The 25144-nt window shown below is 68.0% G+C and carries 23 protein-coding genes; 19 read left to right on the top strand and 4 right to left on the bottom strand.

Annotation, left to right across the window (positions count from 1 at the left end; genetic code table 11):
* Positions 1-72 precede the first annotated feature (72 nt).
* The 8 genes from CS062_RS06725 (at position 73) to CS062_RS06690 (ending at position 7805) form a co-directional block, all read left to right on the top strand.
* Positions 73-804: a TerC family protein gene (locus CS062_RS06725; protein WP_099860671.1), complete on the top strand. Its 732-nt coding sequence runs from the start codon at positions 73-75 to the stop codon at positions 802-804.
* Between the two features lie 18 nt (positions 805-822).
* Positions 823-1893, top strand: a complete 1071-nt coding sequence (locus CS062_RS06720) for a serine/threonine-protein kinase (RefSeq protein WP_099860670.1) — start codon at positions 823-825, stop codon at positions 1891-1893.
* Positions 1890-2684, top strand: coding sequence for a Stp1/IreP family PP2C-type Ser/Thr phosphatase (locus CS062_RS06715; protein ID WP_099860669.1), 795 nt, complete (start codon positions 1890-1892; stop codon positions 2682-2684). The genes CS062_RS06720 and CS062_RS06715 overlap by 4 nt, the downstream gene beginning before the upstream one ends.
* A 40-nt stretch (positions 2685-2724) precedes the next feature.
* A complete protein-coding gene (locus tag CS062_RS06710) occupies positions 2725-3381 on the top strand; it encodes an FHA domain-containing protein (protein ID WP_091730306.1) in 657 nt (218 codons plus the stop codon).
* A gap of 245 nt (positions 3382-3626) precedes the next feature.
* Positions 3627-4409 (top strand): MBL fold metallo-hydrolase, encoded by a 783-nt coding sequence (locus CS062_RS06705; RefSeq protein ID WP_099860668.1) that lies wholly within the window; start codon positions 3627-3629, stop codon positions 4407-4409.
* A 267-nt stretch (positions 4410-4676) separates the two neighbouring features.
* Positions 4677-5084, top strand: a complete 408-nt coding sequence (locus tag CS062_RS06700; protein ID WP_099860667.1) for a pilin — start codon at positions 4677-4679, stop codon at positions 5082-5084.
* 91 nt (positions 5085-5175) lie between these two features.
* Positions 5176-5937 carry a pilus assembly protein gene (locus CS062_RS06695; RefSeq protein ID WP_099860666.1) on the top strand — a complete coding sequence of 254 codons (762 nt, stop codon included), beginning with the start codon at positions 5176-5178 and terminating at the stop codon, positions 5935-5937.
* 80 nt (positions 5938-6017) lie between these two features.
* Positions 6018-7805, top strand: coding sequence for a PglL family O-oligosaccharyltransferase (locus CS062_RS06690; RefSeq protein ID WP_099860665.1), 1788 nt, complete (start codon positions 6018-6020; stop codon positions 7803-7805).
* A gap of 32 nt (positions 7806-7837) precedes the next feature.
* Here the strand turns inward: CS062_RS06690 and moaC are convergent, their stop codons facing one another.
* Positions 7838-8320: a cyclic pyranopterin monophosphate synthase MoaC gene (gene moaC / locus CS062_RS06685; protein WP_099860737.1), complete on the bottom strand. Its 483-nt coding sequence runs from the start codon at positions 8318-8320 to the stop codon at positions 7838-7840.
* Positions 8321-8381: 61 nt separating this feature from the next.
* Between moaC and CS062_RS06680 the strand changes: the two genes are divergently transcribed.
* Positions 8382-9953: a M48 family metalloprotease gene (locus CS062_RS06680; protein ID WP_158238688.1), complete on the top strand. Its 1572-nt coding sequence runs from the start codon at positions 8382-8384 to the stop codon at positions 9951-9953.
* A 91-nt stretch (positions 9954-10044) separates the two neighbouring features.
* Here the strand turns inward: CS062_RS06680 and CS062_RS06675 are convergent, their stop codons facing one another.
* Positions 10045-10401 carry a phage holin family protein gene (locus CS062_RS06675; protein ID WP_099860735.1) on the bottom strand — a complete coding sequence of 119 codons (357 nt, stop codon included), beginning with the start codon at positions 10399-10401 and terminating at the stop codon, positions 10045-10047.
* 293 nt (positions 10402-10694) lie between these two features.
* On the opposite strand from CS062_RS06675, the gene CS062_RS06670 reads away from it, so the two are divergent.
* The 9 genes from CS062_RS06670 to CS062_RS06630 all read left to right on the top strand — a co-directional run bounded on the left by CS062_RS06670 (position 10695) and on the right by CS062_RS06630 (position 20517).
* On the top strand, positions 10695-11684 hold the full coding sequence (locus CS062_RS06670; protein WP_099860663.1) for a TerC family protein: 990 nt from the start codon (positions 10695-10697) through the stop codon (positions 11682-11684).
* Between the two features lie 347 nt (positions 11685-12031).
* Entirely contained in the window at positions 12032-14305 is a 2274-nt protein-coding gene (locus tag CS062_RS06665) for a catecholate siderophore receptor Fiu (protein WP_099860662.1), read from the top strand.
* A 91-nt stretch (positions 14306-14396) separates the two neighbouring features.
* Positions 14397-15077, top strand: coding sequence for a Fe2+-dependent dioxygenase (locus CS062_RS06660; RefSeq protein ID WP_099860661.1), 681 nt, complete (start codon positions 14397-14399; stop codon positions 15075-15077).
* A gap of 33 nt (positions 15078-15110) precedes the next feature.
* A complete protein-coding gene (locus CS062_RS06655) occupies positions 15111-15764 on the top strand; it encodes a PepSY-associated TM helix domain-containing protein (RefSeq protein WP_099860734.1) in 654 nt (217 codons plus the stop codon).
* Between the two features lie 114 nt (positions 15765-15878).
* Positions 15879-16415, top strand: coding sequence for a DUF2271 domain-containing protein (locus CS062_RS06650; protein WP_099860660.1), 537 nt, complete (start codon positions 15879-15881; stop codon positions 16413-16415).
* Positions 16416-16454: 39 nt separating this feature from the next.
* Complete coding sequence (locus CS062_RS06645; RefSeq protein WP_099860659.1) at positions 16455-17291, top strand: DUF4198 domain-containing protein; 837 nt, start codon at positions 16455-16457, stop codon at positions 17289-17291.
* 56 nt (positions 17292-17347) lie between these two features.
* A complete protein-coding gene (locus CS062_RS06640) occupies positions 17348-18373 on the top strand; it encodes an FAD:protein FMN transferase (RefSeq protein ID WP_233217947.1) in 1026 nt (341 codons plus the stop codon).
* Positions 18373-19812 carry a sulfite reductase subunit alpha gene (locus CS062_RS06635; protein WP_099860658.1) on the top strand — a complete coding sequence of 480 codons (1440 nt, stop codon included), beginning with the start codon at positions 18373-18375 and terminating at the stop codon, positions 19810-19812. The genes CS062_RS06640 and CS062_RS06635 overlap by 1 nt, the downstream gene beginning before the upstream one ends.
* 285 nt (positions 19813-20097) lie before the next feature.
* Positions 20098-20517, top strand: a complete 420-nt coding sequence (locus tag CS062_RS06630; protein WP_099860657.1) for an SWIB/MDM2 domain-containing protein — start codon at positions 20098-20100, stop codon at positions 20515-20517.
* 103 nt (positions 20518-20620) lie between these two features.
* Here the strand turns inward: CS062_RS06630 and CS062_RS06625 are convergent, their stop codons facing one another.
* Positions 20621-20998 (bottom strand): response regulator, encoded by a 378-nt coding sequence (locus CS062_RS06625; RefSeq protein ID WP_158238687.1) that lies wholly within the window; start codon positions 20996-20998, stop codon positions 20621-20623.
* 304 nt (positions 20999-21302) lie between these two features.
* Between CS062_RS06625 and CS062_RS06620 the strand changes: the two genes are divergently transcribed.
* Complete coding sequence (locus CS062_RS06620; protein ID WP_099860655.1) at positions 21303-22088, top strand: MHFG family PEP-CTERM protein; 786 nt, start codon at positions 21303-21305, stop codon at positions 22086-22088.
* Positions 22089-22101: 13 nt separating this feature from the next.
* Here CS062_RS06620 and uvrA read toward each other — a convergent pair whose 3' ends face one another.
* Complete coding sequence (gene uvrA / locus CS062_RS06615; RefSeq protein WP_199174184.1) at positions 22102-25101, bottom strand: excinuclease ABC subunit UvrA; 3000 nt, start codon at positions 25099-25101, stop codon at positions 22102-22104.
* Positions 25102-25144 lie beyond the last annotated feature (43 nt).

Here is a 25144-nt window from a genome sequence, read left to right as displayed (position 1 = left end):
CTTCTCTCGTTCGTCCCTCCAACGCTTTAGACTGGGCCCTCGTTGCGCGAGGCCCGGCGCGGGTTCCCTTCCATGGAAATGTTCACCAGCCCCGAGTTCTGGCTCGCCGTCGGCCAGATCATCCTGATCGACATCCTGCTGGGTGGCGACAATGCCGTCGTCATCGCGCTCGCCTGCCGCAAGTTGCCGCCGAACCTTCGCACGAAGGGGATCATGTGGGGCACCGCCGGCGCGATCGTGCTGCGCGTCGTGCTGATCTTCTTCGCGTTGACGCTGTTGAAGCTGCCGTTCCTGAAGCTGGTCGGTGGCGCGCTGCTGCTGTGGATCGGCATCAAGCTGCTGATGCCGGAAGCCGAGGACGACCACTCGAAGATGGAAGCGAGTGACAAGCTCTGGGGCGCGGTGAAGACCGTCATCATCGCGGACTTCGTGATGAGCCTGGACAACGTCATCGCGATCGCCGGTGCCGCGGAAGGCGCTGGTGCCCATCACCAGATGCCGCTGGTGATCTTCGGTCTGCTGGTCTCGATCCCGATCATCGTCTGGGGCAGCCAGCTCGTCATCAAGCTGATGGACAAGTTCCCGATCGTGATCACGCTGGGCGCGATGCTGCTGGGATGGATCGCCGGCACGATGCTGGTCACCGATCCGGCGCTGAACAGCTGGGTGCCGATGCAGCCGGGCGACAAGCCGGGTACCACGGAAGTGCTGCCGCAGGTCTATTACGCGCTGGGCGTGGGCGGCGCGCTGTTCGTGCTGATCGTCGGCAAGCTGCTGGCCGCGCGCAAGCCGGCTGAAGCCTGACGAAAGGCCCGCCATGTCATGAGCGCCTCCGGCTTCCTGAAGCGATTGCTGGGCCGGGGCGCGTCCGACGAGGACGTCCATGGCGCGCCAGACACGCTGCCGACGACGCAGCCGATGCCGCGCGCGGCCGGCGTGGCGCTCGACGACTACGCGATCGGCGCGGAGCTCGGCCGCGGAGCGATGGCGGTGGTCAACCGTGCGGTCGACCGGCGCAGCGGCGCCACGGTCGCGATCAAGCGGCTGGCGTTGCAGCGTGAATTCGCGCCGGAGGACCTGATCGACGTCCGCGACCGCTTCATGCGGGAAGCCAGCGCGGCGCGGCACCTGGACCACCCCGACATTCTTCGCGTCCTGGACGCCGGCGAATGCGCCGGCGATACCTGGATCGCCATGGAGTACGTCGTCGGCCAGGACCTCAGCCACCACACGCGAGCGGGGCAGTTGCTCCCTTTGCGGGAGGTCTTGCTGCTCGGCGCCCGGCTGGCGCGGGCACTCCAGTACGCCCATGGTCATGGCGTCGTGCACCGGGACATCAAGCCGGCCAATGTGATGCTGGAGCGCGAGTCCGGCAGCGTGAAGATCATGGACTTCGGCATCGCGCGTGTTGCCGATGGCAGCCGCACGCGGACCGGGCTGGTGCTGGGCACGCCGTCGTACATGTCGCCGGAACAACTGGCCGGCCTCCAGGTGGACGGACGCAGCGACCTGTATTCGCTGGGCGCGATGCTGTTCCAGTTGCTCACTGGCCATCTGCCTCACCAGTCCGAGTCGATGGCCACGCTGATGCATCAAATCACCAACCAACCGGCGCCCGACATTCGTCGGCTGCGCCCGGAATTGCCGGAATCCCTGGCCCTGGTTGTCGCGCTCGCCCTCGAGAAACGCCCCGAGCTGCGCTACCAGCGCGGCGATCTGATGGCGCAGGACCTGGAGGCAGTTTTGAGCCAGATTCCAGTGGCGCTGGCCAATAGCACCGGCGCCACACCCCCCCCGCCAGCGGGACAGGCATTCGAGCGAACTTTGCGGCTACAGTCCCAGGGCGCAGTGCACAATCCCCTTCCCCCAGCCGATCCCGCCAGCAAGACATGACCCTGGAGTTCTTCAGCGCCACCGACACCGGACGCGTGCGCGACAACAATGAAGACTCGGTTGCCCTGGAGCCGGGCGTCGGGCTGGCGGTTCTCGCGGACGGCATGGGCGGCTACAACGCCGGGGAAGTCGCCAGCCAGATGCTGACGACCTTCATCAAGTCGGAACTGGGCCGTTGGCTTGCCGAGTCCGGCCAGCATGCGACCGACATCGATGTTCGGCGCGCGATGGATATCTGCGTCGACAACGCCAATCGGGCGATCTTCAACGCCGCCAACACCAATCCGCGCTATGCCGGCATGGGCACGACGCTGGTCCTGGCGGTCTTCAGGGAACAGAGCCTGCTGTTGGGGCATGTGGGCGACTCCCGCGCCTACCGCTTCCGCGATGGGCAACTCGTCCAGCTGACGCGTGACCATTCGTTGCTGCAAGAACAGATCGATGCGGGTCTACTGACGCCCGAAGAAGCTGTCTTCAGCAGCAACAAGAATCTGGTGACACGGGCCGTAGGGGTCGAGGATACGGTGATGCTGGAAGTCCATCAGCATGAGCTGCTGCCGGGCGACCAGATCCTGCTCTGCAGCGACGGGCTGTCCGACATGGTCGATGACGCCAGCGTGGCGCAGGTGTTGCAAAGCCACGAAGACCTGCCGGAGGCCGCGCAGGCGCTGGTCGACGCGGCCAATGACATGGGCGGCAAGGATAATATTGCGATCGTTCTGGTTCGCGCGGAAAGTCGCACCAAGCCATGGGCGTGGTGGCCATTCAGTCGTAACAATGGGCGCCGTTGAGGCGGCCCGCTACAAATAAAGACAGGACTCGAGGTCAAGCATGGGCAAGCTGGTGGTGTCGCTCGACGGCGTGGTGATCAAGGAAGTGCAGGTCACCAAGGACAAGACCACGCTCGGCCGTCGGCCGTACAACGACATCGTCATCGACAACTTGGCGGTCAGCGGCGAGCACGCCGTGCTGCAGATGGTTGGCGCGGATGTCTTCATCGAGGATCTGAACTCGACCAACGGGACGTACATCAACGGCAAGGCGATCAAGAAGCAGTTGCTCTCGCACAGCGACGTGATCGAAGTCGGGAAGTACAAGATCAAGTATCTGGTCGAGGACAACGCCGATTACGAGAAGACGATGATCCTGCGCCCGGGCACGGCCCCGAGCAGCGGTTTTGGACTGCCGTCTTCGTTCGGTGGTTTGGGACCGGCGCCGGTCTCGACTGCGCCTGCGGCCATCAAGGTGCTGAACGGGCCGGCAGCCGGTCGTGAGGTTACGCTGACGAAGGTCGTCACGACGGTCGGCAAGCCCGGCGTGCAGGTCGCGTCGATTACCAAGCGGCCCAGCGGCTATGTCTTCGCGCACGTCGAAGGGGGCGCCAGACCGGTGGTCAACGGCGCGCCGCTGACCGCCGAGTCGGTCCCGCTGAAAAACGGTGACGTGATCGAGCTGGCCGGCACGCAGATGCAGTTCGTGCAGGTCTGAGGCTTCTCGCTTCACGGGATTGATCAAGGGGCTCGCGAGCCCCTTTTTCACGGCCGTTTCGGCGACATCGGGCGGTGGATCGCCGCCAATCCTGTATCGAGATGATTCGGCGCTGTCGGTCGATTACCGACACGCGTGCAGGTTTTCACGGCACAACGGCGGCGTCACGTAAGCGACGGCAATAAGTCCCCGATTCGAGGATTCGGCGCTTAGCGCCGCGCAACGCTGCCTCTAAAGTCCCGCGCATGAAGATTAGCGTGCTCGGTTGCGCCGGCGCCCTGGCGGCCGGCTACAGGACCACTTCGTTCCTGTTGGACGACGATGTACTCATCGACGCCGGCAGCGGCGTGGCCGAGCTCACCGTGGAGGCGATGGCCAAGGTCGACCATATCCTGGTCACGCATTCGCATCTCGACCACGTCCTGGCGATTGGTCTGCTGGCCGACACGGTCCAGCGCCGACGCGCACAGGCGGGTCGCCCGCCGGTGAAGGTCCACGCGCTTCCGGAAACGCTGGAAGCGCTCCGGGCCCATGTGTTCAACGGCGTGATCTGGCCGGACTTCACCCGTCTGCCCTCGCCCCAGCGGCCGGCGCTGACTTTCCACGAGTTCGCGGTGGGTGACCGCCTGGACCTGGGCGGCGGTCGCCACATCGAGGTGCTCACCGCTGCGCATACGGTGCCAGCCGTTGGTTTTGCCGTCGACGGAGGCGCCACCGGACACTGGGTCTTCACTGGGGACACCGGTCCGAATCCGGCACTCTGGAAGCGGCTGTCGGAGATCAAGGTTGCCCACTTGGTCATCGAATGCGCGTTTGGCGACGATGAATGCGGACTTGCCGGCATCAGCAAACACCTGTGCCCGACGACCCTGCGGGATGAACTGGCGAAGCTGGGCGGTTCGATTGACGTACACATCACCCACATCAAGCCCGGTGAGCGGGAGGCGGTGATGGAGGCGGTGATGGCTCTGCGTACGACGCATCGCCTCTCTGCTCTGGAGAACTTCCAGGAGTTCTCGCTAGCCTGAAGTTGGCTCCTCCTCACGTCCGCCGCCCGCACTGGTCTTCGCTGCGGGCGGCTTCGTTTCGGGGGCGACATGCCTCGGGCGACAAAGTTTGGCAGGGGCCAAGCGGCTGACAAATCGTGGCAGATCGACTGACAAAAATGGTCACTTGAAGTCAGGCCGCTTCCGACAGGCCGTGAAGTGGGTCACGGAGTGGAGAGGGAAGGCGGCTGGCACGGCCCCTGCGTACACAGGACTCGTCTCTACCCCTAATCTCTCTTTGGAGTGTTTATGAAGCGCGTTCAACAAGGTTTCACCCTGATCGAACTGATGATCGTCGTGGCGATCATCGGTATCCTGGCTGCTGTGGCTCTGCCAGCGTATCGTGACTACATCACCAAGACCAAGGTCTCGGAAGTGATGGCTGCCGCGACCCAGCCGAAGGCCGCCGTTCAGGAGTTCTTCACCGTCAAGGGCTCGATCCCGCAGCTGCAGACCGACATCCCGACGGAGAACATCAAGAGCCAATTCGTGAGCGGCGTGACCTATGCTGCTGGCGTGATCACCGCCACGTCGACTGTGCCGGATGCGACGGGTGACATTGTCCTGACGGCCTCGCAGGATGGCACGAAGGAAAGCCTGAAGTGGGTCTGCTCGACCACGATCGACAAGAAGTACGTGGCCGCAAGCTGCAAGTAATAAGTCCGTTCACGGATGAACAACGGGGCCTAGGCCCCGTTTGTCATTTCTGGCGCGCCACAATCGGCGCTTTTCCGATTCGGTTTCGCCCATGATGCCCACGCTGCGCGGACGCCTCAAGGCGTCGTTGCTCCATTTCACTTTCACGCTGATCGTGGCGGCATCCGTCGCGGCTGCGGTGTTCCTGCTCTGGTATCCGTGGCCATACAGCGAGGTGTCCGGCGGCACCGGCCTGTTCCTGTTGATCGTGGGCGTGGACGCCGTCCTGGGCCCGTTGATCACGCTCGTCGTGTTTGACCGGCGCAAACCGCCCGGCGAGCTGTGGAGAGACATGACGGTGGTTGTGGCTCTGCAATTGGCAGGACTGGCCTTCGGGGCGCACACCATGTTTATCGCTAGGCCCGTGGTGCTTGCCCTCGAAGGAGACCGCTTTCGCGCCGTGATCGCCGCCAGCGTGATCGAGCAGGAACTTCCGAAGGCGCCCGAGTCCCTGCGCTCGCTGTCGATGACTGGCCCGCGACTGGCAAACACTCGCGATGTCACCGACGAAGAGAAGATGGAGGCCATCTTCACGGCGTTTGGCGGCGCGGATCTTGGCATGCGGCCGAGTTTCTGGCAGGAGTGGGATGGGCGCGGCCGCGCACAGGCGCTGAGAGTGGGTAAGCCGGTGACCGAGCTACTGGCGAAGCACCCTGCCCAAGCGGCGGAACTTCGCGCCGCCGTTGCCAAGACCGGCAAGCCCATCGAGCAACTGATTTACATCCCGATGCTGGCGCGTCGCACGGATTGGTCTGTGCTGCTGGACAGGTCGACCGGCGATCCTATCGGCTTCGCAGCAGTCGACGGTTTCTGAACCTGCCGTTGCATCGCGGCGCGGTCGCACTGGCTGCTGGGCGGTAGAGTTCCGCCCTTACCTCATTACCCGGATCGTCCATGACGCTCTCCGCGATGGCGCCCGCCGCCGATTTCCCTGCCACGGCTATGGAGCCGCACCGCCAGTTCCTCACCCTGCTAGGCCTCCTGCTTGGCGTCACGCTCGCCCCGCTGATCGCCTACAACCAGACGCCGTCAGCCACGCTCTATAACCAACTGACGGCGTTCGCTGGTCTGGGACTGCTGGTCGCCGGTCTCGCGTGGGGGCGCTCCCTGCGCGCAGGCTGGCGCAACGACGGCGTGTCCCTCTCCCTGCTGCTGATGACCGCCGTCGCCTTGGCGGCGCCGTTCACCCATGGACTCCCCTGGTCCATGTCGTTGACCAGCATTGCGATGCTGCTCGGTGCGTTGCTCGCAGTGCAAACCGGTCGGGCCGTGGTGGCCAACCAGAGAGACCAGGTGCTGACGCTCTTCTGCATCGCCCTCGTCGGTGCCGGCGTGCTGAGCGTCATCGTCAGCTTCGTCCAGATGTTCTTCCCGTCCCTGGCAGACGGCACCTTCATCGCGCGCTCGGGGCTCGTGGGCCGCGCGGTCGGCAACATGCGCCAGCCCAATCACCTCGCGAGCCTGCTGATGTGGGCCTGCGTCGCGTCCGTGTGGCTCGCTCAAGGGGGTTGGCTTGCCCGTCGTCTGGGGGGGGCGCTGCGCGGCACCGTCGCGCTGCACGTGCTGCTCTTTCTCTTCGTCTTCTGCGTCCTGCTCAGCGCCTCCCGCACCGGCATGATCGGCGTGGCGATGCTCGCCCTCTGGGGCGCGGTCGATGCCCGGCTCGCCCCGCGCGTGCGCATCGCGCTGGGATCGACGCTGATCATGTTCGCCATCGGCTGGGGGCTGCTTGAGGCTTACACCGCCCTGAGCCATCACGCCTTCGGCGCCCAGTCCCGCGTGTCCGAGGAAGGTGCAGGTTCTCCGTCGCGCATCGCGATCGTGAAAAACGCGATCGGCCTGTTGGAGCGCTACCCGCTGACCGGCTCCGGCTGGGGAGACTTCAACTTCGCTTGGACGATGACGCCGTTCCCGGACCGCCCGGTCGCGTTCTTCGATCACACCCACAACCTCGAACTGCAATTGCTCGTCGAGATGGGGCTGCCCCTGGGCCTGCTCACGCTGGCCCTGCTCGCCGTGGGCCTGTGGAAGGGCTTCGCCCGCGCCGTGCGCGGAAGCGCGGCCACGCGTTGCGCGGCCATGCTGGTCGCGATGATCGGCCTCCACAGCCAGTTCGAGTACCCCCTCTGGTACGCCTATTTCCTCCTTCCGGCTGCACTCGCCTATGGGCTCTGCCTGGCGGGGGGGGATGTCGCCGAGCCGACGTCGGCGACCGGTCAGCGCCGACCATGGCTGGCGGCGCTCGGGCTTGTGGTTGCGGCCGCCGTGCCGCTGGTCGTGATCGACTACCTGCGCATCGTGCACATCTACGCGCCGCCGGCCGGTGCGGCTTCGCTCGACGACCGCATCGCCGCTGGCCAGCGTTCGCCACTGTTCGCGCTCCAAGCCGATTACGCCGAAGCCACGGTACAACCGCCGGGAGCCGTGGCCCTGGCCGCGGCCCGGCAGACCGGCCATCACCTGATCGACACCCGCCTGCTGATGGCCTGGGCGAAATCGCTCAACGCGGTCGGCGAGACCGACAAGGCACGCTACCTGGTCCAGCGCCTGCGCGAGTTCCGCAACGTCGCCAGCGAGGAGTGGCTCAACGAATGCGACGAGGTCGCGCAACTGGGCGCCGCAGCCAAGCCCTTCCAATGCGAAGCGCCGAAGCGCGAGTACAGCTTCCGCGAACTACGCTGATCGGGCGAGCCAAGCGGATAGGGGCTGAGGAGTCAGACCTCGGCGGTCCAGTCGCCCGATTTCCCGCCGTGCTTCTCCAGCACCCGGATCTGCTCCATGACCATGCCGCGGTCCGCGGCCTTGCACATGTCGTAGACGGTCAGCAGCCCGACCTGCACGGCCGTCAGCGCTTCCATCTCGACACCGGTTCGTCCCAGCGTCTCGACCTGCGCGGTGCAGACCACCGCGTTCGCCGCCGCGTCGAGTTCGAACTCGACGGCGACCCGCGTGATCGGCAGCGGATGGCACAGCGGAATCAGATCGGACGTCCGCTTCGCGGCCTGGATCGCGGCAATGCGGGCGACGCCGATCACATCGCCCTTCTTCGCGTTCCCATCGCGAATCAAGGCCAGCGTCTCCGGCTTCATCCGGATGCGTCCCGCCGCGCGCGCCACGCGGTGCGTGACATCCTTGCCGGAGACGTCCACCATGTGGGCTTGTCCGTCAGCGTCAAAATGGGTCAGAGGCGAGCTCATGGGCGCGGCAACAATCGCGAAACCGAAGAGGCGTCATCATAGTTCCCGCCCTGGAGATCCCTTGAAGCGACCGAACCCCATTCCCTTCAGCCGTCGTTGCGTGGCGGTGCTGCTCAGCGCGGCGTTGCTCGGCCAGGGCGCTGCCGCGCAGGTCAACCTGCCCGCCCTGGGCGATTCGGTGTCCGCCGACGTCAGCATCGGCGCCGAAAAGAAGCTCGGCGACCAGGTCATGCGGCAGATCCGCCCGGACCCCGACTACATCGATGATCCGCTGCTGCTCGAGTACGCGCAGAACACCTGGCAGCCGCTGGTGAACGCGGCGCGGCGCCTCGGCAACATCAGCGACGACACCAGCGACCGCTTCGCCTGGGAACTCTTCCTGGTGCGCGACCGCTCGGTGAACGCGTTCGCGCTGCCCGGCGGCTATGTGGGCGTGCACCTGGGCTTGATCGCGATGACGGGCGCGCGGGACGAACTGGCGTCGGTGCTCGGGCACGAGTTGTCGCACGTCACCCAGCGGCACATCGCGCGCAGCATCGTCGGCGACGCGCGCACCAGTGCGCTGGCCACCGTGGGCCTGCTGCTGGGCATCCTGGCGGCCGCGAAGAGTCGCAGCGTCGACGGCGCCCAGGCCGCGATCGTCACCAGTCAGGCCGCGGCGGCGCAGGCCCAGCTGAACTTCTCGCGCGACATGGAACGCGAGGCCGACCGGGTGGGCTTCCAGGTCATGACGCAGGCCGGCTACCAGCCCGCCGGCATGGCCAGCATGTTCGAGCGCATGGAGCAGGCCTATCACCTGATGGATTCAGGGGCGTATCCCTACCTGCGCAGTCACCCGCTGACCAGCGAGCGCATCGGCGAGGCGCGGGCGCGGCTGGGCACGGCTGGACAAACCAAGCTGGTCGGCACCTCGGAGCACGCCTTGATGGCCGCGCGCGCCCGCGTGCTGATGGACCAGCGCACCGATCCCTGGCGCGTGCTCCAGGGCCTGGACGCCGGATCGAGAGCTGGCGAGAAGAACATCGATCAGCTCGCCGCGCGCTACACCAGCGCGCTCGCGTCGATCAAGCTGCGGGACTTCTCCCGCGCGGAGGCGACCCTGAAGACAGCCGATGCGCTGGCGGGCCTGCTTGGCGCCGACGCGGGGGCGAAGCGGCTGCTCGTCTACGCGCATGCCGAGTTGGAGGTCGCGCGAGGCAAGCCTGAAGCCGGCTTCGCGGCGCTGGAGCCGCTGAAGAACGAGCGCTCGCGCCCGATGTTGATGATCCGCGCGGACCTGGCGCAGGCGGACCCGCGGCCCGAAGTGAAGCGGGAGGCGGCCGAGGCGCTGCAGACGCACCTCGCGCTGCACGCGCAGGATGCGCTGGCCTGGCAGGAAAGTGGCACCTTGTGGCAACAGCTGGGCCAGCCGCTGCGTTCCCTGCGGGCGCAAGGCGAGAACCGCGCGGCGCTCGGCGACATCACTGGCGCGATCGATCGCCTCGCGTCGGCGGAGCGCCAGGGCCGCGCCCGTTCGGCCGACCAGTTCGAGGCGTCGGTGATCGACTCGCGGCTGCGCGATCTTCGTTATGAGCGCCGCCAGATGCTGATGGAGATGTATCCCCGCGGAGTGCCGCCCGGCGCCGAACCCTGAGCGTGCCTTCGCGCCGCCAGAACGAAGGCCGCTCGATGAGCGGCCTTTTTTCATGAGCGACGGAGGGCGCTCGGCGGCAGCGACGAGCCGCTCACTCGCTGTCGGGAAACAGCCGCTCGATCAGCACGTCGATGGCCATGCCGCACAGCGAATAGATCAGCGAGCCGATCAGCGCCGCGCTGAATCCCGCGACGGTGAAGCCGTCCAGCACGCTGGCTGTGGCCCAGAAGAGCAGCGCGTTGATGACGAACAGGAACAGTCCCAGCGTCAGCAGCGTCACCGGGAGCGTCAGCAGGACCAGCACCGGTCGCAGGACCGTGTTGAACAAGCCCAGCACGAAGGCCGCGATCAGCGCGGTGACGAAACCCTTCACCTGGACGCCAGGGTAGAGATGCGCCACCAGCAGCAGCGCGGCTGCCAGGAGCAGCCAACGGGTCAGCGTTTTCATGCCGCTCAGCATACCGGCAGCCGTCATCAGGAAAATACGAAATTGAAATGTTCAACAACACAAGATAATCCGAACCTTCCAAAAGGGGAGTAGCCACGCGGCCCATGCCGCGGCAGACGCCCGTCAGTACGTTGCCATGAAGGCAGCCGGGCCCTGCGCCTGACGCCGGAACGAGGTCTCCCGACCCGCGCCGCGCCAGCCTTGCAAGACCTTTTGGCCGGACGGCGGTCCCTCGATTGCCGCGAGTGTTTCGGGGATCGGTACAGCCGCTCCCGTTCTTGCAAGGAGTCTTCATGAGCACGATCGTGCCCACCTGGCTGTGGGTGGTTTTCGTCGGCATCGTCGTGGTGTCGCTGTTCCTCGACTTCGTGGTCCTGCGCAAGCAGGGCGCGCACGAAGTGGGCGTCAAGGAAGCGATCAACTGGTCGCTGGTGTGGGTGGCGCTGAGCGTCGCCTTCATGGGCCTGCTGTGGTGGGCCGTCAGGGACGGTACCGGCGACACGGCCCTCGCCAACACCAAGGCGCTTGAGTTCATCACCGGCTATCTCATCGAGAAATCGCTGGCGGTCGACAACATCTTTGTCTTCCTGATGATCTTCACCTACTTCGCGGTGCCGTCGGCCTACCAGAAGCGGGTGCTGATGATGGGCATCATCGGCGCCATCGTGCTGCGCACGGTGATGATCCTGGTGGGCGGCTGGCTGATCGCGCAGTTCCACTGGATCCTCTACCTCTTCGGCGCCTTCCTGCTGATCACCGGCGTCAAGATGTGGTGGGCGGCGGGGAAGGAGCCTGACCTGGAGGACAACCCCGCGCTGAAGCTGCTGCGCCGTGTGCTGCCGGTCAGCAAGAACTTCGACGGCGAGCGCTTCTTCACGATCGAGAACGGCAAGCGCATCGCCACGCCGATGCTGCTGGTGATCGCGCTGGTGGGCATGACGGACGTGATCTTCGCGGTGGACTCGATCCCGGCGATCTTCGCGATCACCAGCGATCCGTTCATCGTGCTGAGTTCCAACATCTTCGCGATCCTGGGTCTGCGCGCGATGTACTTCCTGCTCGCGGCGATGGCGTCCAAGTTCCATCTGCTCAGCTACGGCCTGGCGGTGGTGCTGGTCTTCATCGGCGCCAAGATGATGCTGATCGACGTCATCAAGATCCCGGTGCTGCTGTCGCTCGGCGTCGTGGTGGCGATCCTCGCCATCACGATGGTCTGGAGCCTGCGCACTGCGCCGAAGCTGCCGGAACATCGCTCGAACGAGTCGCCGGATGCGCTGAACTGACGGCGCGCTGACCAGCTGGCGGTCATCCCGCCCGCCGCCCCCCCTTCGAACCCGCGCGACGCGACAGCGTCCCGCGGGTTTTGCTTTACCGAGCAGAAACATCGGCGTCGCGCGTTCGCCACGCGTAACTGCTGCCGGGCAGCAAATCTTTGACACGTTCAAATGAGAATGCTTAGCATTTGCGGCCTTTGAGTCCGGAACCGGCCTCAATCACCCGCCACCGCCAGCCAGTCGCGATCAGGGAGGGGCCCGCCACCGTGCGCCGTGAAGCGTCGGGACGACGCCGCCAGCGCGCAGCCAGCCGAGCCGATTCCATAAGAACTTCTCCCCCCGGAGCTCGATCCCCCATGTCCCGCTACATCAAGAGCCGCAAGCACGCGGTGGCCCCGCTGGCCGCACTGGCCGCCTCCCTGACCCTCCCCCTGGCCCACGCCGCCGAATCCCCCGCTCCCGCCGACGCCGGCTCGACCGCCTCTTCCGCATCCGCCGCGCCCTACCTGCCGCAGGTGAAGATCGAAGGCACCGCCCAGTCCGCCTACAAGGCCGACAAGAGCGCCTCGTCCAAGCTGACCCAGCCGCTGTTGGAGACGCCCAAGACGATCTCGGTGATCAAGAAGGAAGTGCTGCGCGAGCAAGGCGCCGTTTCGCTGATCGAGGCGCTGCAGAACACCCCGGGCATCACGATGCAACTGGGCGAGAACGGCAACACCTCCGCCGGCGACACCTTCCAGATGCGCGGCTTCAGCGCCAGCACCTCGACCTTCGTCGACGGCATCCGCGACCTGGGCGCGGTCACCCGCGACGTGTTCAACGTCGAGCAGATCGAAGTGGTGAAGGGGCCGGCCGGCGCCGACACCGGCCGCGCCGCCAGCGCCGGCTACATCAACCTGATCACCAAGCTGCCGCAGATCGACGACTTCATCGACGGTTCGGTGACGATCGGCGACGCCAGCCGCAAGCGCGCCTCGGTCGACGTCAACCAGAAGATCTTCGACAACAGCGCCGTGCGCCTGAACGCGGTGTGGCAGGACTACGGCGTCCCCGGCCGCGACGAGGTCAAGCGCAAGAACTACGGCATCGCGCCGTCGATCGCCTTCGGCCTGAACACGCCGACCCGCTTCTTCCTGTACTCCCAGCACCTGCGCCAGAACAACCGACCGGACGGCGGCATCCCGACGATCGGCTGGCCCGGCTACACGGCGGTGTCGTCCGCGACGGTGACGCCGGCCCAGGCCGCCGCGCTGATGGCCGCGCCCAAGGTCGACCGCAAGAATTTCTACGGCAGCGTCCACGACTACGAGGACGTCAAGGCCGACATGGTCACCGCCAAGCTCGAGATGGACATCGGCAACCAGATGACGGTGCGCAACGTCTCGCGCTACGGCCGCACCTACATGGACCGCCTGGTCACCGGCATCAACTCGATCGTCGCGGTCAACCCGGCCGACCGCAGCACCTGGACGATCAGCCGCTCGCGCCAGCGCGTCAACCAGACCAACGAGATCCTGGCCAACCAGACCAGCGTCAACGCCACGGTGGCGACCGGCGGCATCAAGCACGACCTGTCCACCGGCATCGAGCTGATGCACGAGAGCCAGGACAACCGCGGCTACACCGCCGTGGTCCCGGCCGGCACCAACGTCGCCAACCTCTACAACCCGAACCCGAATGTCGACCTGGGCGGCTCGGTGCGCAATGCCGCCGCCGACACCTCGGGCAGCACGACCACCACCGCGATCTATGCGCTGGACACGATCTCGGTGACCGAGGCGCTGAAGCTGACCGCCGGCCTGCGCACCGAGCACTACAAGGTCAAGTACAGCAGCGCCTCCACCGGCGCGCTCGACACCGGCAAGTGGGTCACCAGCTGGAACCTCGCCGCGCTGTACAAGCTGTCCGAGAACGGCACCGTCTACGCCGCTGCCGCGAACTCGCTGACGCCGCCCGGCGGCGCGAATTCGACGCTGGCCGCCTCGGGTCAGAATTCCACGGCCGCCGAAGCGCAGGAGACCAAGAACTACGAGGTCGGCACCAAGTGGGACCTGCTGCACAAGCGGCTGAACCTGACCGCCGCGCTGTACCGCACCGAGAACGACGGCCAGGTCAGCGTCGACGCGGTGACCAATGTCGCGACGCAGAGCGGCAAGACCCGCGTCCAGGGCATCGAGCTGGCGGCGGTCGGCCAGCTCACCAACTTCTGGCAGATCACCGCCGGCTTCCAGACCATGGATGCCAAGGCGCTGAGCCAGCGCAGCTTCAACTCGACGACCGGCGTGCAGACCACCACCGATGGCGTGCGCTGGACGCCGAAGTGGTCGGCCACGCTGTGGAGCTCGTACCAGTGGAACGACTTCACCATCGGCGGCGGCGTGCGTCACACGGCCGAGCAGAAGCGCATCGTCACCGTCAACGCCGCGCCGGCCAACGGCCTGGCGGCCCTGCCGGCCTTCACCGTCGTGGACCTGATGGGCGCCTACCGCGTCAACAAGAACCTCAGCCTGCAGCTGAACGTCACCAACCTGTTCGACAAGGAATACATGTCCTCGCTGAACAACGGCGGCAGCCGTCTGGTGCTGGGCGCTCCGCGTGCCGTGACGCTGATGGCCAACATCGGCTTCTGAGCGGATTGAGGTAGCGTACGCGCGGCCCGTTCCCGTCCTGGCGGGAGCGGGCCGTTCGTCCGTCCCGCCCCTGAATCGAATCGATCCGGACATGTTGCTTCACATCCCCGAAGTGCTCAGCAAGCAGGACGTGCGCGAGATGCGCAAGCTCCTGGATGCCGCCGACTGGACCGACGGCCGCGCCACCGTGGGCGAGCAGGGCGCGAAGGTCAAGCAGAACCGGCAGCTCCCGGTCGACCATCCGGTGGCGCGCGAGATCGGCGCCCACATCCGGCAGGTGCTGGCGCGGCATCCGCTGTTCATCTCCGCCGCGCTGCCGCTGCGCACCCTGGCGCCGCTGTTCAACCGCTACGAGGGCGGCGAGCAGTACGGCTTCCACATCGACGGCGCGATCATGCGCCAGCAGGGCACCGACCAGCCCCTGCGCAGCGACGTGTCCTCGACGCTCTTCCTCAGCGAGCCCGACGAGTACGACGGCGGCGAGCTGGAGGTCGTCGACACCTACGGCACGCACGAGGTCAAGCTGCCCGCGGGTGACCTGATCGTCTATGCCAGCACCAGCCTGCATCGCGTCACGCCGGTGACGCGGGGCGCGCGGGTGTCCTCGTTCTTCTGGACGCAGAGCCTGATCCGCCAGGACTGGCAGCGGGCGATGCTGTTCGAGCTCGACCAGACCGTGCAGAAGCTGCGCGGCCGGCTCGGCGACGATGCCGAGACCACCGCCCTCACCGGCCACTATCACAACCTGCTCCGGCTCTGGGCCGAGACCTGAGCACGCGAGACCGTTCCGATGACGCCGGCCGACATGTCTTCCTCCTCCTCCGCCAAGCCCGGCAGAGGCCCCGCCGCGCGCGCCGCCTGGCTCAAGCAGCTGCACCAGTGGCACTGGATCAGCTCGGCGATCTGCCTGATCGGCATGATCCTGTTCGCGGTCACCGGCATCACGCTCAACCATGCCGCCGACATCGAGTCCAAGCCCGCGATCGTCAGCAGGACCGCGCAACTGCCCGCCGAGCTCGCCGCGACGCTCAAGCCGCGCTCGGCCGACGAGGCCGACAGCAAGGCCGCTGTGCCCGCACCGGTGCGTGCCTGGCTGGCGAAGGCACTCGGCCGGCCGATCGATGCCCGGGACGCCGAGTGGAACCGCGACGAGGTCTACCTCGCGATGCCGCGCCCCGGCGGCGACGCCTGGGTCCGGATCGCGCGCGACAGCGGCGAGGTCGAGTACGAGGACACCGATCGCGGCTGGATCTCCTATTTCAACGACCTGCACAAGGGGCGCCATGCCGGCGTGGCCTGGAGCTGGTTCATCGACCTCTTCGCCGTCGCCTGCCTGCTGTTCTCCATCACCGGCCTGCTGATCCTGAAGTTCCATGCGGTCAGCCGGCCCAGCACCTGGCCGCTGGTCGGCCTGGGCCTCGTCATTCCCGCGCTGCTGGCGCTGCTGCTGATCCACTGACCGGACCTGTCCTCGACCGGCGCCCGCCGCGGCGCGTCGGGCCTGGTCTTCCCACCGTTCTCCCGTTCCGAGCCATCGCCAGGATCCTCCCGACCTTTCACCGAGACATCGACCATGAATCGCTCCGCAAGTCGTACCCTCCTCACGATCGGTGCCCTGGGCACCCTGGCCACCGGCTCGTCCGCCTGGGCCGCCACCGTCCAGCTCAAGCTGGAACTGCCGCGCCTGAACGTGGCCGAGTACCACCGCCCCTACATCGCCGTCTGGGTCGAGAAGGCCGGCGAATCCGGCCCGGCCGTCGCGCAGCTGGCGGTCTGGTACGACATCAAGAAGCAGAACAACGCCGGCACCAAGTGGCTCAAGGACATGCGCCAGTGGTGGCGCCAGGGCGGCCGCAACCTGTCGGTGCCCGCCGACGGCGTGAGCGCCGCGACGCGCGCGCCGGGCGAGCATGCGATCTCGCTGGACACGCACCCCGCGCTGGCCGCGCTGCCCCCGGGCAAGTACGACATCGTCGTCGAGTCGAGCCGCGAAGCCGGCGGGCGCGAGGTGCAGCGCCTGCCGCTGACCTGGCCGGTCAAGGCCGCGGCCACCGCCAAGGCGCAGGGCGAGCATGAGCTCGGCGCGCTGGAACTGAACGTCAAGCCCTGAGCGGCCGCCGTCCACCGACAAGACACGGAGCACTCCACCATGACGAAGACCTCGATCGCTTCCCGCCTCGCCCCCGTCGCGCTGGCCGTCGCCGCGCTGCTGCCGCTGGCCGCGCATGCGCACATGACCTGGCTGCTGCCCAACAAGGCGGCCTTCGACGGCAAGGAGCCGGTCGCCTCGTTCGACGCGGCGGTCTCGGAAGACCTCTTCAATTTCGAGCGCGCGCTCAAGCTCGAGACGCTGCGCATCACCGCGCCGGACGGCAAGTCCGTCGAGGCCGAGAACCGCAGCACCGCCCGCCACCGCGAGAGCTTCGACGTGAAGCTGACGCAGGACGGCACCTGGCGCATCAGCAACGTCAGCCAGTCGATGATGGGCAGCTACAAGCAGGGCGGCGAGACCAAGCGCTTCCGCGGCACGCCGGCGAGCTTCGCCAAGGACGTGCCGGCCGACGCCGAGATCACCGCGCTGACGGTGATGACCAATCGCCAGCAGACCTTCGTCAGCAAGGAGGAGGCCGGCAAGGTCGACTTCAAGCCCGAGGGCGACGGCCTGGAGCTGCTGCCGCTGGGACCGGTCACCGATCTGAGCCATGGCGACAAGACCCGTTTCCGTCTCCTGCTGGATGGCAAGCCGGCCGCCGACGTGCAGCTGAAGCTGGTGCGCGAAGGCAACCGCTATCGCTACAAGTTCGGCGAGGTCGAGCTCAAGACCGACGCCCAGGGCGAGTTCACCGTCGAGTGGGCCGAGCCCGGCCGCTACTTCCTCGGCGCGAGCACCGGTCCGGCGCGCGGCCCCAACGCGCCGACCGGCACCCGTCAGGCGCCGGTGCAGCGCGCCGGCGTCAGCGCCACCTTCGAGGTGCTGCCGAAGTGAGCCCGGCGAGCGGGACGGCCCACGCGCGGACGCCGGGCCTCGCGCCCGAGCCGCGCGTGCTGGTCCCGCTGCGCATCGACGGCGAGCCGCCCGCGCTGGGGCAGGTGCTGCACGCGCTGGACGGCGAGACGATGGGCACGACCTGGTCGGTGCGCTTCATCGGACCGAGCGGCCTGCGGCTCGCCGCGATCGAGGCGGCCGTCGTCCGAGCCTGCGACGAAGTGATCGCGCAGATGAGCGGCTGGGACGCCGCTTCCGACTTGAGCCGCTTCAACCGCGCGCCCGCCGGCACGGTGTGTCGGTTGCCCGATGGCTTCGCGACGGTGCTCGACGCGGCACTGCGCATTGCGGCCGCCAGCGGTGGCGCCTACGACCCGAGCGCCGGCGCGCTGGTGGCGCTGTGGGGCTTCGGTCCCTCGGGCGAGACGGCGCTCGCGCCGCGCCACGACGAGGCGGGCTTCCAGCCGCCGTCCGCCCAGGACTGCGCCCGTGTCCACTGCGGCTGGGACGCGCTCCCGTGGGACGGTGAGCGTCGCACGCTGGTGCAGACCGGCGGCGTCGCCCTGGACCTGTCGGCGATCGCCAAGGGCTTCGCCGTCGACCGCGTGTCCGATGTGCTGGGCGCGCTGGGCCTGCCGGATCACCTGGTCGAGATCGGCGGGGAACTGCGCGGCGCCGGCCTGAAGCCGGATGGACAGCCGTGGTGGGTCGACCTCGAGCCGCCTGCGGCCGACTGCGGGTTGGCGCCGCTGCGCATCGCGCTCCACGGCCTGTCGGTCGCGACCTCGGGCGACTACCGCAAATGCTTTGCCGACGCCGATGGGCAATGGCGCTCCCACACCATCGATCCGCGCACGCGGCGACCGGTCGAGCACGGCGTGGCGTCGGTCACCGTGGTGCATGACAGCGCGATGGCCGCCGACGGCTGGTCGACCGCGCTGATGGTGCTCGGTCCCGACGAGGGGCTCGCGCTGGCCGACCGGCTCGGCCTCGCCGCACGGCTCGTGCGGCGTCGCCCGTCGATCGAGGGCGGTGGTTTCGAGGAGCGCTTCTCCGCCGCGATGCGCGCGCTGATGCTCTGATGGCTGCGATCCTGTCCCGTCCCGCGGCGGCGCTGCTGCTGCTCGCGCTCTACCTGCTGATGTGCGCCGCCGTCTGGTGGCGGCATCGCCGCCGGCGACGCCAGGCGGCCGAGGAATCCGCCGCGCTGCTGCCGGCCGCCGACGCGGGCGCGCCGGTGCTGGTGCTGCATGCCAGCCAGACCGGCCAGGCCGAGCAGATCGCCTGGCAGACCGCCAAGGCGCTGCACCTGGCCGGCATGCCGGTGCGCGTCGCCGCGCTCGGCGAGGTGGATCGCGATGCGCTGCGTGGCGCGCGGCACGCGCTCTTCATCGCCAGCACCTACGGCGAAGGCGACGCGCCCGACAGCGCGGCGCCGTTCGCGCGCGACCTCATGGCGGCGGAAGCGTCGGACGCGGCCGGCGGCCTCGACCTGTCTTCGCTGCAGGTCGGCGTGCTGGCGCTGGGCGATGCGACCTACACCCACTTCTGCGGTTTCGGACGCGCGCTCGACGCCTGGCTGCGCGAGCGCGGCGCGCGGTCGATGTTCGATCGCATCGAGGCCGATCGGGCCGATGAACACGCGCTGTCGCAATGGCGGCAACGCCTGAGTCACCTGGCCGGCACCGCCGACCTGGCCGAGTGGGAGGCGCCGGTGTTCACGTCCTGGCGCCTGACCCAGCGTCGTCATCTGAATCCGGGCAGTCAAGGTGGACCGGTGTTCCACCTCGAGCTGGTGCCGGCGGACGGATCGTCGCTGCCCGTCTGGGAGGCCGGCGATCTCGTGCAGGTGAGCGTCGCCGGCGAAGCCGCCGATGCGACCGACGAGGACGCGCGGCGGCCGCGCGAATACACGATCGCGTCGCTGCCCGCGGACGGCCATGTCGAGCTGATGGTGCGCCGCACCGCGCGCGAGGACGGCACGCCGGGCCTGGCGTCGGGATGGCTGACGCAGCGGCTCGCCATCGGCGGCGGCGTCGCGCTGCGCCTGCGTCCGCACGCGAGCTTCCGCATCGGCACGAACACCGACCGACCGCTGATCCTCGTTGGCAACGGCACCGGCCTGGCAGGATTGCGCGCGCACCTCAAGGCGCGCTCGGCAAGCCGCATGAACACGGGGATCGGCGGCGCCGCGCCGGCATGGTTGCTCTTCGGTGAACGGCAGTCGGCACACGACGCGCATTACCGCGACGAGATCGAGGCTTGGCAGCGCGACGGCGTGCTGGCCCGCGTGGACTGGGCCTTCTCGCGCGACCAGGCGGAGCGTGTGCATGTGCAGCACCTGCTCGCGCGTGAGGCACCGCGCCTGCGCGAGTGGATCGCGGAGGGCGCCGCGATCTACGTCTGCGGCAGCCTGCAAGGCATGGCGGGCGCGGTCGACGCGGTGCTGCGCGAGACGCTCGGCGAGGCCGATGTCGACGGGCTTATCCGCGAGGGGCGCTACCGGCGCGACGTGTACTGAGCCGTCCACCGATGGTGACGGCGTCGTGAGGCGCACGGCACGTGGACCACGGGGAACCCCGTAGGCGCGCAGGCATCGTGCGTGTCGGACATGCGGAGATTGATGCGCGCCCGCGACAAACACGGGGGACGGCGTTGACTTCGAGGCCGTTTTCCCCCTGCCAGAGCCTTCTCAATGGGAGAGGTGCGCAGTACCATTGCCCGCGCAGGGTGCCAACGAGTACCGAAGGCGTCAGACCTTCACCAGGGCCCGGCACATCAACAACCCTTGATGGAGAGAATCGAAATGGCAACTGCGAAGAAGGCCGCGCCCGCCAAGAAGGCGGCACCGGCCAAGAAGGCGGCTCCGGCGAAGAAGGCCGCCGCTCCCGCGAAGAAGGCGGCACCTGCGAAGAAGGCCGCGCCCGCGAAGAAGGCAGCTCCCGCGAAGAAGGCTGCCGCTCCCGCCAAGAAGCGCACCCCCAACGCCGCCTTCATGAAGGCCCTGACCCCCAGCCCCGCGCTGGCCGCGATCGTCGGCGACAAGCCGCTGCCGCGTACCGACGTGGTGAAGAAGGTCTGGGAATACATCAAGAAGCACAACCTGCAGGACGCTGCGCAAAAGCGCGTCATCAATGCCGACGCGAAGCTGAAGGAAATCTTCGGCAAGCCCAAGGCCGACATGTTCGAGATGACCCGCCTGATCAACAGCCACCTGAAGGATTGAGCGCGGAGGCCGCAAGGCCTCTTCTGCGTTCAGGACAAGGCCCGCCTCGCGCGGGCTTTTTTGCGTCCGCGCGCTCCTGCAGGGAGCGCGCGCGGCGAGCGCGTCAGAGCCGCTCGAGCGCGGCGCGCAGTTGGCGCACGTCGATCGGCTTGAGCCAGTAATCCTGGAAGCCCGCGGCGCGTGCGCGCTGACGCTGGTCGTCCATCACGTCGGCCGACAGCGCGATGCAGCGCAGTTGGGCCAGGCGGACGTCCGCGCGCACCAGCGCCATCAGTTCCAGGCCGTTCATGTCGGGCAGGTTCATGTCCATCAGCACCAGCGAGGGCATGACGCGCGGCAGCATCTCCATCGCCTGGGCACCGGTCTCGGCGACGTCCAGCGTCCAGCCGGGCATCAGGCGGAACACCTCCTCCATCAGCACGATGTTGATGCGGTCATCCTCGACATAGAGGACGTGGCGGGGGGCGGTGGGGGACGACATGGCGGGGGCAGGCGGGGGACAACGCACGATACCAGCGATTGTCTGGACGGGCAGTGTTGTCCATGCCATCACCGCATCTTCACCGCCTGTGCGATCTGCGGGAACACTGTGACAAAAACCACGCGGGACCGTACCCCCGGCTGAGGGGGAGGGGCCGATGCAGCGGGGCTTCGCTGCCTACACTCCGCCGCAGCTCCTGTCACATCCGGTGATTCAAACCCACCGATGGAAACAGGAAAGACAAACGGCAAGGCTTGACCCCGACGAGACCTCGCGGAGGCGGCCGCCGAAACAGAGAACAGTCATGTCGTTGGTGGCCGCACTCGCGTTGGCCGCGTCCACGGTGACGCTGCCCAACTGCTCCTGGGACAAACCGGGCGTCAATCCCTTCATGGGCGACCTCGTCGCGGCCGTGGACCGGTACAAGGACATCCCGGCGGCGACCCGCGCCAAGCTCAAGGCGCGCATGGCGACGCGCCAGTACGACGAGATCGTCGACATCCACCGCGACAGCATCGTCGGCCGCTACGAGTACGCGAGCGAGATCCGCGACATGCACTTCGGCGCCGGCTCGGTCTGCCGCACCGTCACGCGGACGAAGTGGACCGCGCAGACGCTGGAGCGCGGCCTGGTCTATTGCGAGGACGGCCAATGCATCCTGGTCCCGACCGTGTGCCGCAATGTGAGCCGCATCGCGCGCGGACCGCTGAAGCCGGCCGCGGCGGGCGCTCCGACCGCCAAGGCCGAGGATGAGCCGCTGATGTTCGACCCGCCGGCCGCCGGTGCGGCGGCCGACGGCGGCGGTGGCGATCCGGGCAGCTTCTCGCGCACGGCCGCGCTGCCGCCGACAGCCACCTCCGACACCAGCCTGATCGCGCCCACACCGGGCAGCAGCAGCGGTGGCGCGACCGTGGCGCCACCCACCGGCGTTGGCGGACCCGGCGTGATCACGCTGCCGCAACTGCCGCTCAACGGCGGCGGCAACGGCAACCTGCCTGTCGTGCCGGGCGTGCCTGAACCGCAGACCTGGCTGCTCTTCGTGCTGGGCCTGGGCGCTCTGGCCTTCGCGGCGAAGCGCCGCGCCGCCTGAGAGCGGGCGCGCCTCAGCCGCGCGCGAGCAGCGGCTTGAGGTAGCGGCCGGTGTGGCTCGCCTCGCAGGCGGCGACGTCCTCGGGCGTGCCCGCGACCAGCAGACGCCCGCCGCCGGAGCCGCCTTCCGGCCCCATGTCGATCAGCCAGTCCGCCGTTTTGATCACGTCGAGGTTGTGCTCGATGATCACGATCGTGTTGCCCGCGTCGCGCAGCTGGTGGACGACCTTGAGCAGCAGCGCGATGTCGGCGAAGTGCAGGCCGGTCGTCGGCTCATCCAGGATGTACAGCGTGCGGCCGGTGTCGCGCTTGGACAGCTCCAGCGCCAGCTTGACCCGCTGGGCCTCGCCGCCCGAGAGCGTCGTCGCACTCTGGCCGAGCTTGACGTAGCCCAGGCCGACGTCCATCAGCGTCTGCAGCTTGCGCGCCAGCGTCGGCACCGCGCTGAAGAAGGCGAGCGCGTCTTCCACCGTCAGGCCGAGCACCTCGGAGATGTTCTTGCCCTTGTAGAGCACCTCCAGCGTCTCGCGGTTGTAGCGCTTGCCGCCGCAGGTGTCGCAGGGGACGTAGACGTCGGGCAGGAAGTGCATCTCCACCTTCAGCACGCCGTCGCCCTGGCAGGCCTCGCAGCGCCCGCCCGCGACGTTGAAGCTGAAGCGGCCGGCGCCGTAGCCGCGCTCGCGCGCGGTCGGCATCTCGGCGAAGAGCTCGCGAATCGGGGTGAACAGGCCGGTGTAGGTCGCCGGATTGGAGCGCGGCGTGCGGCCGATCGGCGACTGGTCGACGTTGATCACCTTGTCGAAGGCGTCCATGCCTTCGATCTCGTCGTGCTCGGCCGGCTCGGCATGGCTCTGGTAGAGCTTGCGCGACACGGCGGCGTACAGCGTGTCGTTGACCAGCGTGCTCTTGCCGGATCCGGACACGCCGGTCACGCAGGTCAGCAGGCCGACCGGGAACTCGGCCGTCACGCCCTTGAGGTTGTTGCCGCGCGCATTGACGATCTTCAGCGTGCGCGGATCGGCGCTGTCCTGCAGCGAATGGCGGCGCTTGGGCACCTCGATGCGCTCCACGCCGCTGAGATAGCGGCCGGTGGACGACTCGAGATTCGCCGCGACCTCCTCGGGCGTGCCTTGGGCCATGATCCGCCCGCCATGCACGCCAGCGCCGGGACCGAGGTCCAGCACATGGTCCGCGGCGCGGATCGCGTCCTCGTCGTGCTCCACCACCAGCACCGAGTTGCCCAGGTCGCGCAGCCGGCGCAGCGTGGCGATCAGCCGGTCGTTGTCGCGCTGGTGCAGACCGATGCTGGGTTCGTCCAGCACGTACATCACGCCGGTCAGGCCGGAGCCGATCTGCGAGGCCAGGCGGATGCGCTGCGCCTCGCCGCCGGACAGCGTGTCGGCGCTGCGGTCCAGGCTGAGGTAATTCAGGCCGACGTCGTTGAGGAAGTGCAGCCGCGAGGCGATCTCGCGGATCACCTTGTCGGCGATCTCGGCCTTCGCGCCCTTGAGCTTCAGGCCCTCGAAGTAGTTCAGCGCCTCGCGCAGCGTCGCATGCTCGACCTCGTAGATCGGCTTGCCGCGCTCGCCCTCGGCGGCATCGGCCGGTTGCAGCAGCACGTGGCGTGCTTCCCGCCGCAGACGCGAGCCCTCGCAATGCGGGCAGGGCTTGGCGCTCTGGTAGCGGGCGAGTTCCTCCCGCACCGCGGCGGAATCGGTCTCGCGGAAACGCCGTTGCAGATTCGGGAGGATGCCCTCGAACGGGTGGGAGCGCCTGACGCTGCGCTTGCGACCGTTGGCGCCTTCCGCCTGGTAGACGAAGGTGATCTCGTCCTCGCCGGAGCCTTGCAGCAGCACCTGGCGCGCCAGCTCGGGCAGTTCCTCGAAGGGCTGCTCGATGTCGAAGCCGTAATGCTTGGCGACCGATTCCAGCATCGAGAAGGTGTAGGCGTTGCGCCGGTCCCAGCCCTTGACCGCGCCGCTGGCCAGGCTCAGCGACGGGAAGGCGACGACGCGCTCGGGATCGAAGACGGTCACCAGGCCCAGGCCCTCGCAGGACGGGCAGGCGCCGACCGGCGAGTTGAACGAGAACAGCCGCGGCTCGAGTTCCGGCAGCGAGTAGCTGCAGATCGGGCACGCGAACTTGCTGGAGTAGATCGACTCGGTGCCGCTGTCCATGTCGAGCACCAGCGCGCGGCCGTCGGCCAGGCGCAGCGCGGCCTCGAAGCTCTCGGCCAGGCGCTGGCGCAGCGAGTCGGCGCTGTCGTGGCGCAGCTTGATGCGGTCGACGACGACGTCGATGTCGTGCTTCTCCGCCTTCTTCAGCGCCGGCAGGTCCGGCACCTCGACGGTCTGCCCGTCGACGCGGAAACGCACGTAGCCCTGCGCCTGCAGGTCCTGAAAGAGCTCGATGAACTCGCCCTTGCGGTCGCGCACGACCGGCGCCAGCACCATCAGCCGGGAGTCGTCCGGCATGGCCAGCACCGCGTCGACCATCTGGCCGACGCTCGAGGCCTCCAGCGGCAGGTGGTGATCGGGGCAGAACGGCGTGCCGGCGCGGGCGTAGAGCAGGCGCAGGTAGTCGTGGATCTCGGTGACCGTGCCCACGGTCGAGCGCGGGTTGTGGCTGGTGGCCTTCTGCTCGATCGAGATCGCCGGCGACAGGCCCTCGATCACATCGACCTCGGGCTTGTCCATCAGCTGCAGGAACTGGCGCGCGTAGGCCGACAGGCTCTCCACGTAGCGGCGCTGGCCCTCGGCGTACAGCGTGTCGAAGGCCAGCGAGGACTTGCCCGATCCCGACAGCCCGGTGATGACGACCAGCTGGTTGCGCGGCAGGTCGACGTCGATGTTCTTGAGGTTGTGGGTGCGGGCGCCGCGGACGCGGATCATCGGCGGCTCGTCCCCGACGCGGCCCAGCGCCTGGCCCAGGTACCGGCCCGGGCCCGGGTCCGCCTGCGGCGCGGCGCTGGGCTCGGACGGGGCGGGGACGGCGGGCGGGACTTTCGTGGACATGGGGCCGGACACAGCTGGAGGCGAACTCGCCATGATAGGGCCA

Origin of the sequence: Roseateles chitinivorans (assembly GCF_002761755.1) — a bacterium.
Taxonomy (GTDB): Bacteria; Pseudomonadota; Gammaproteobacteria; order Burkholderiales; family Burkholderiaceae_C; genus Roseateles; species Roseateles chitinivorans.
The sequence above is the reverse complement of the archived record's forward strand: the minus strand, read 5'-3'. Positions and strand labels throughout refer to the sequence as shown.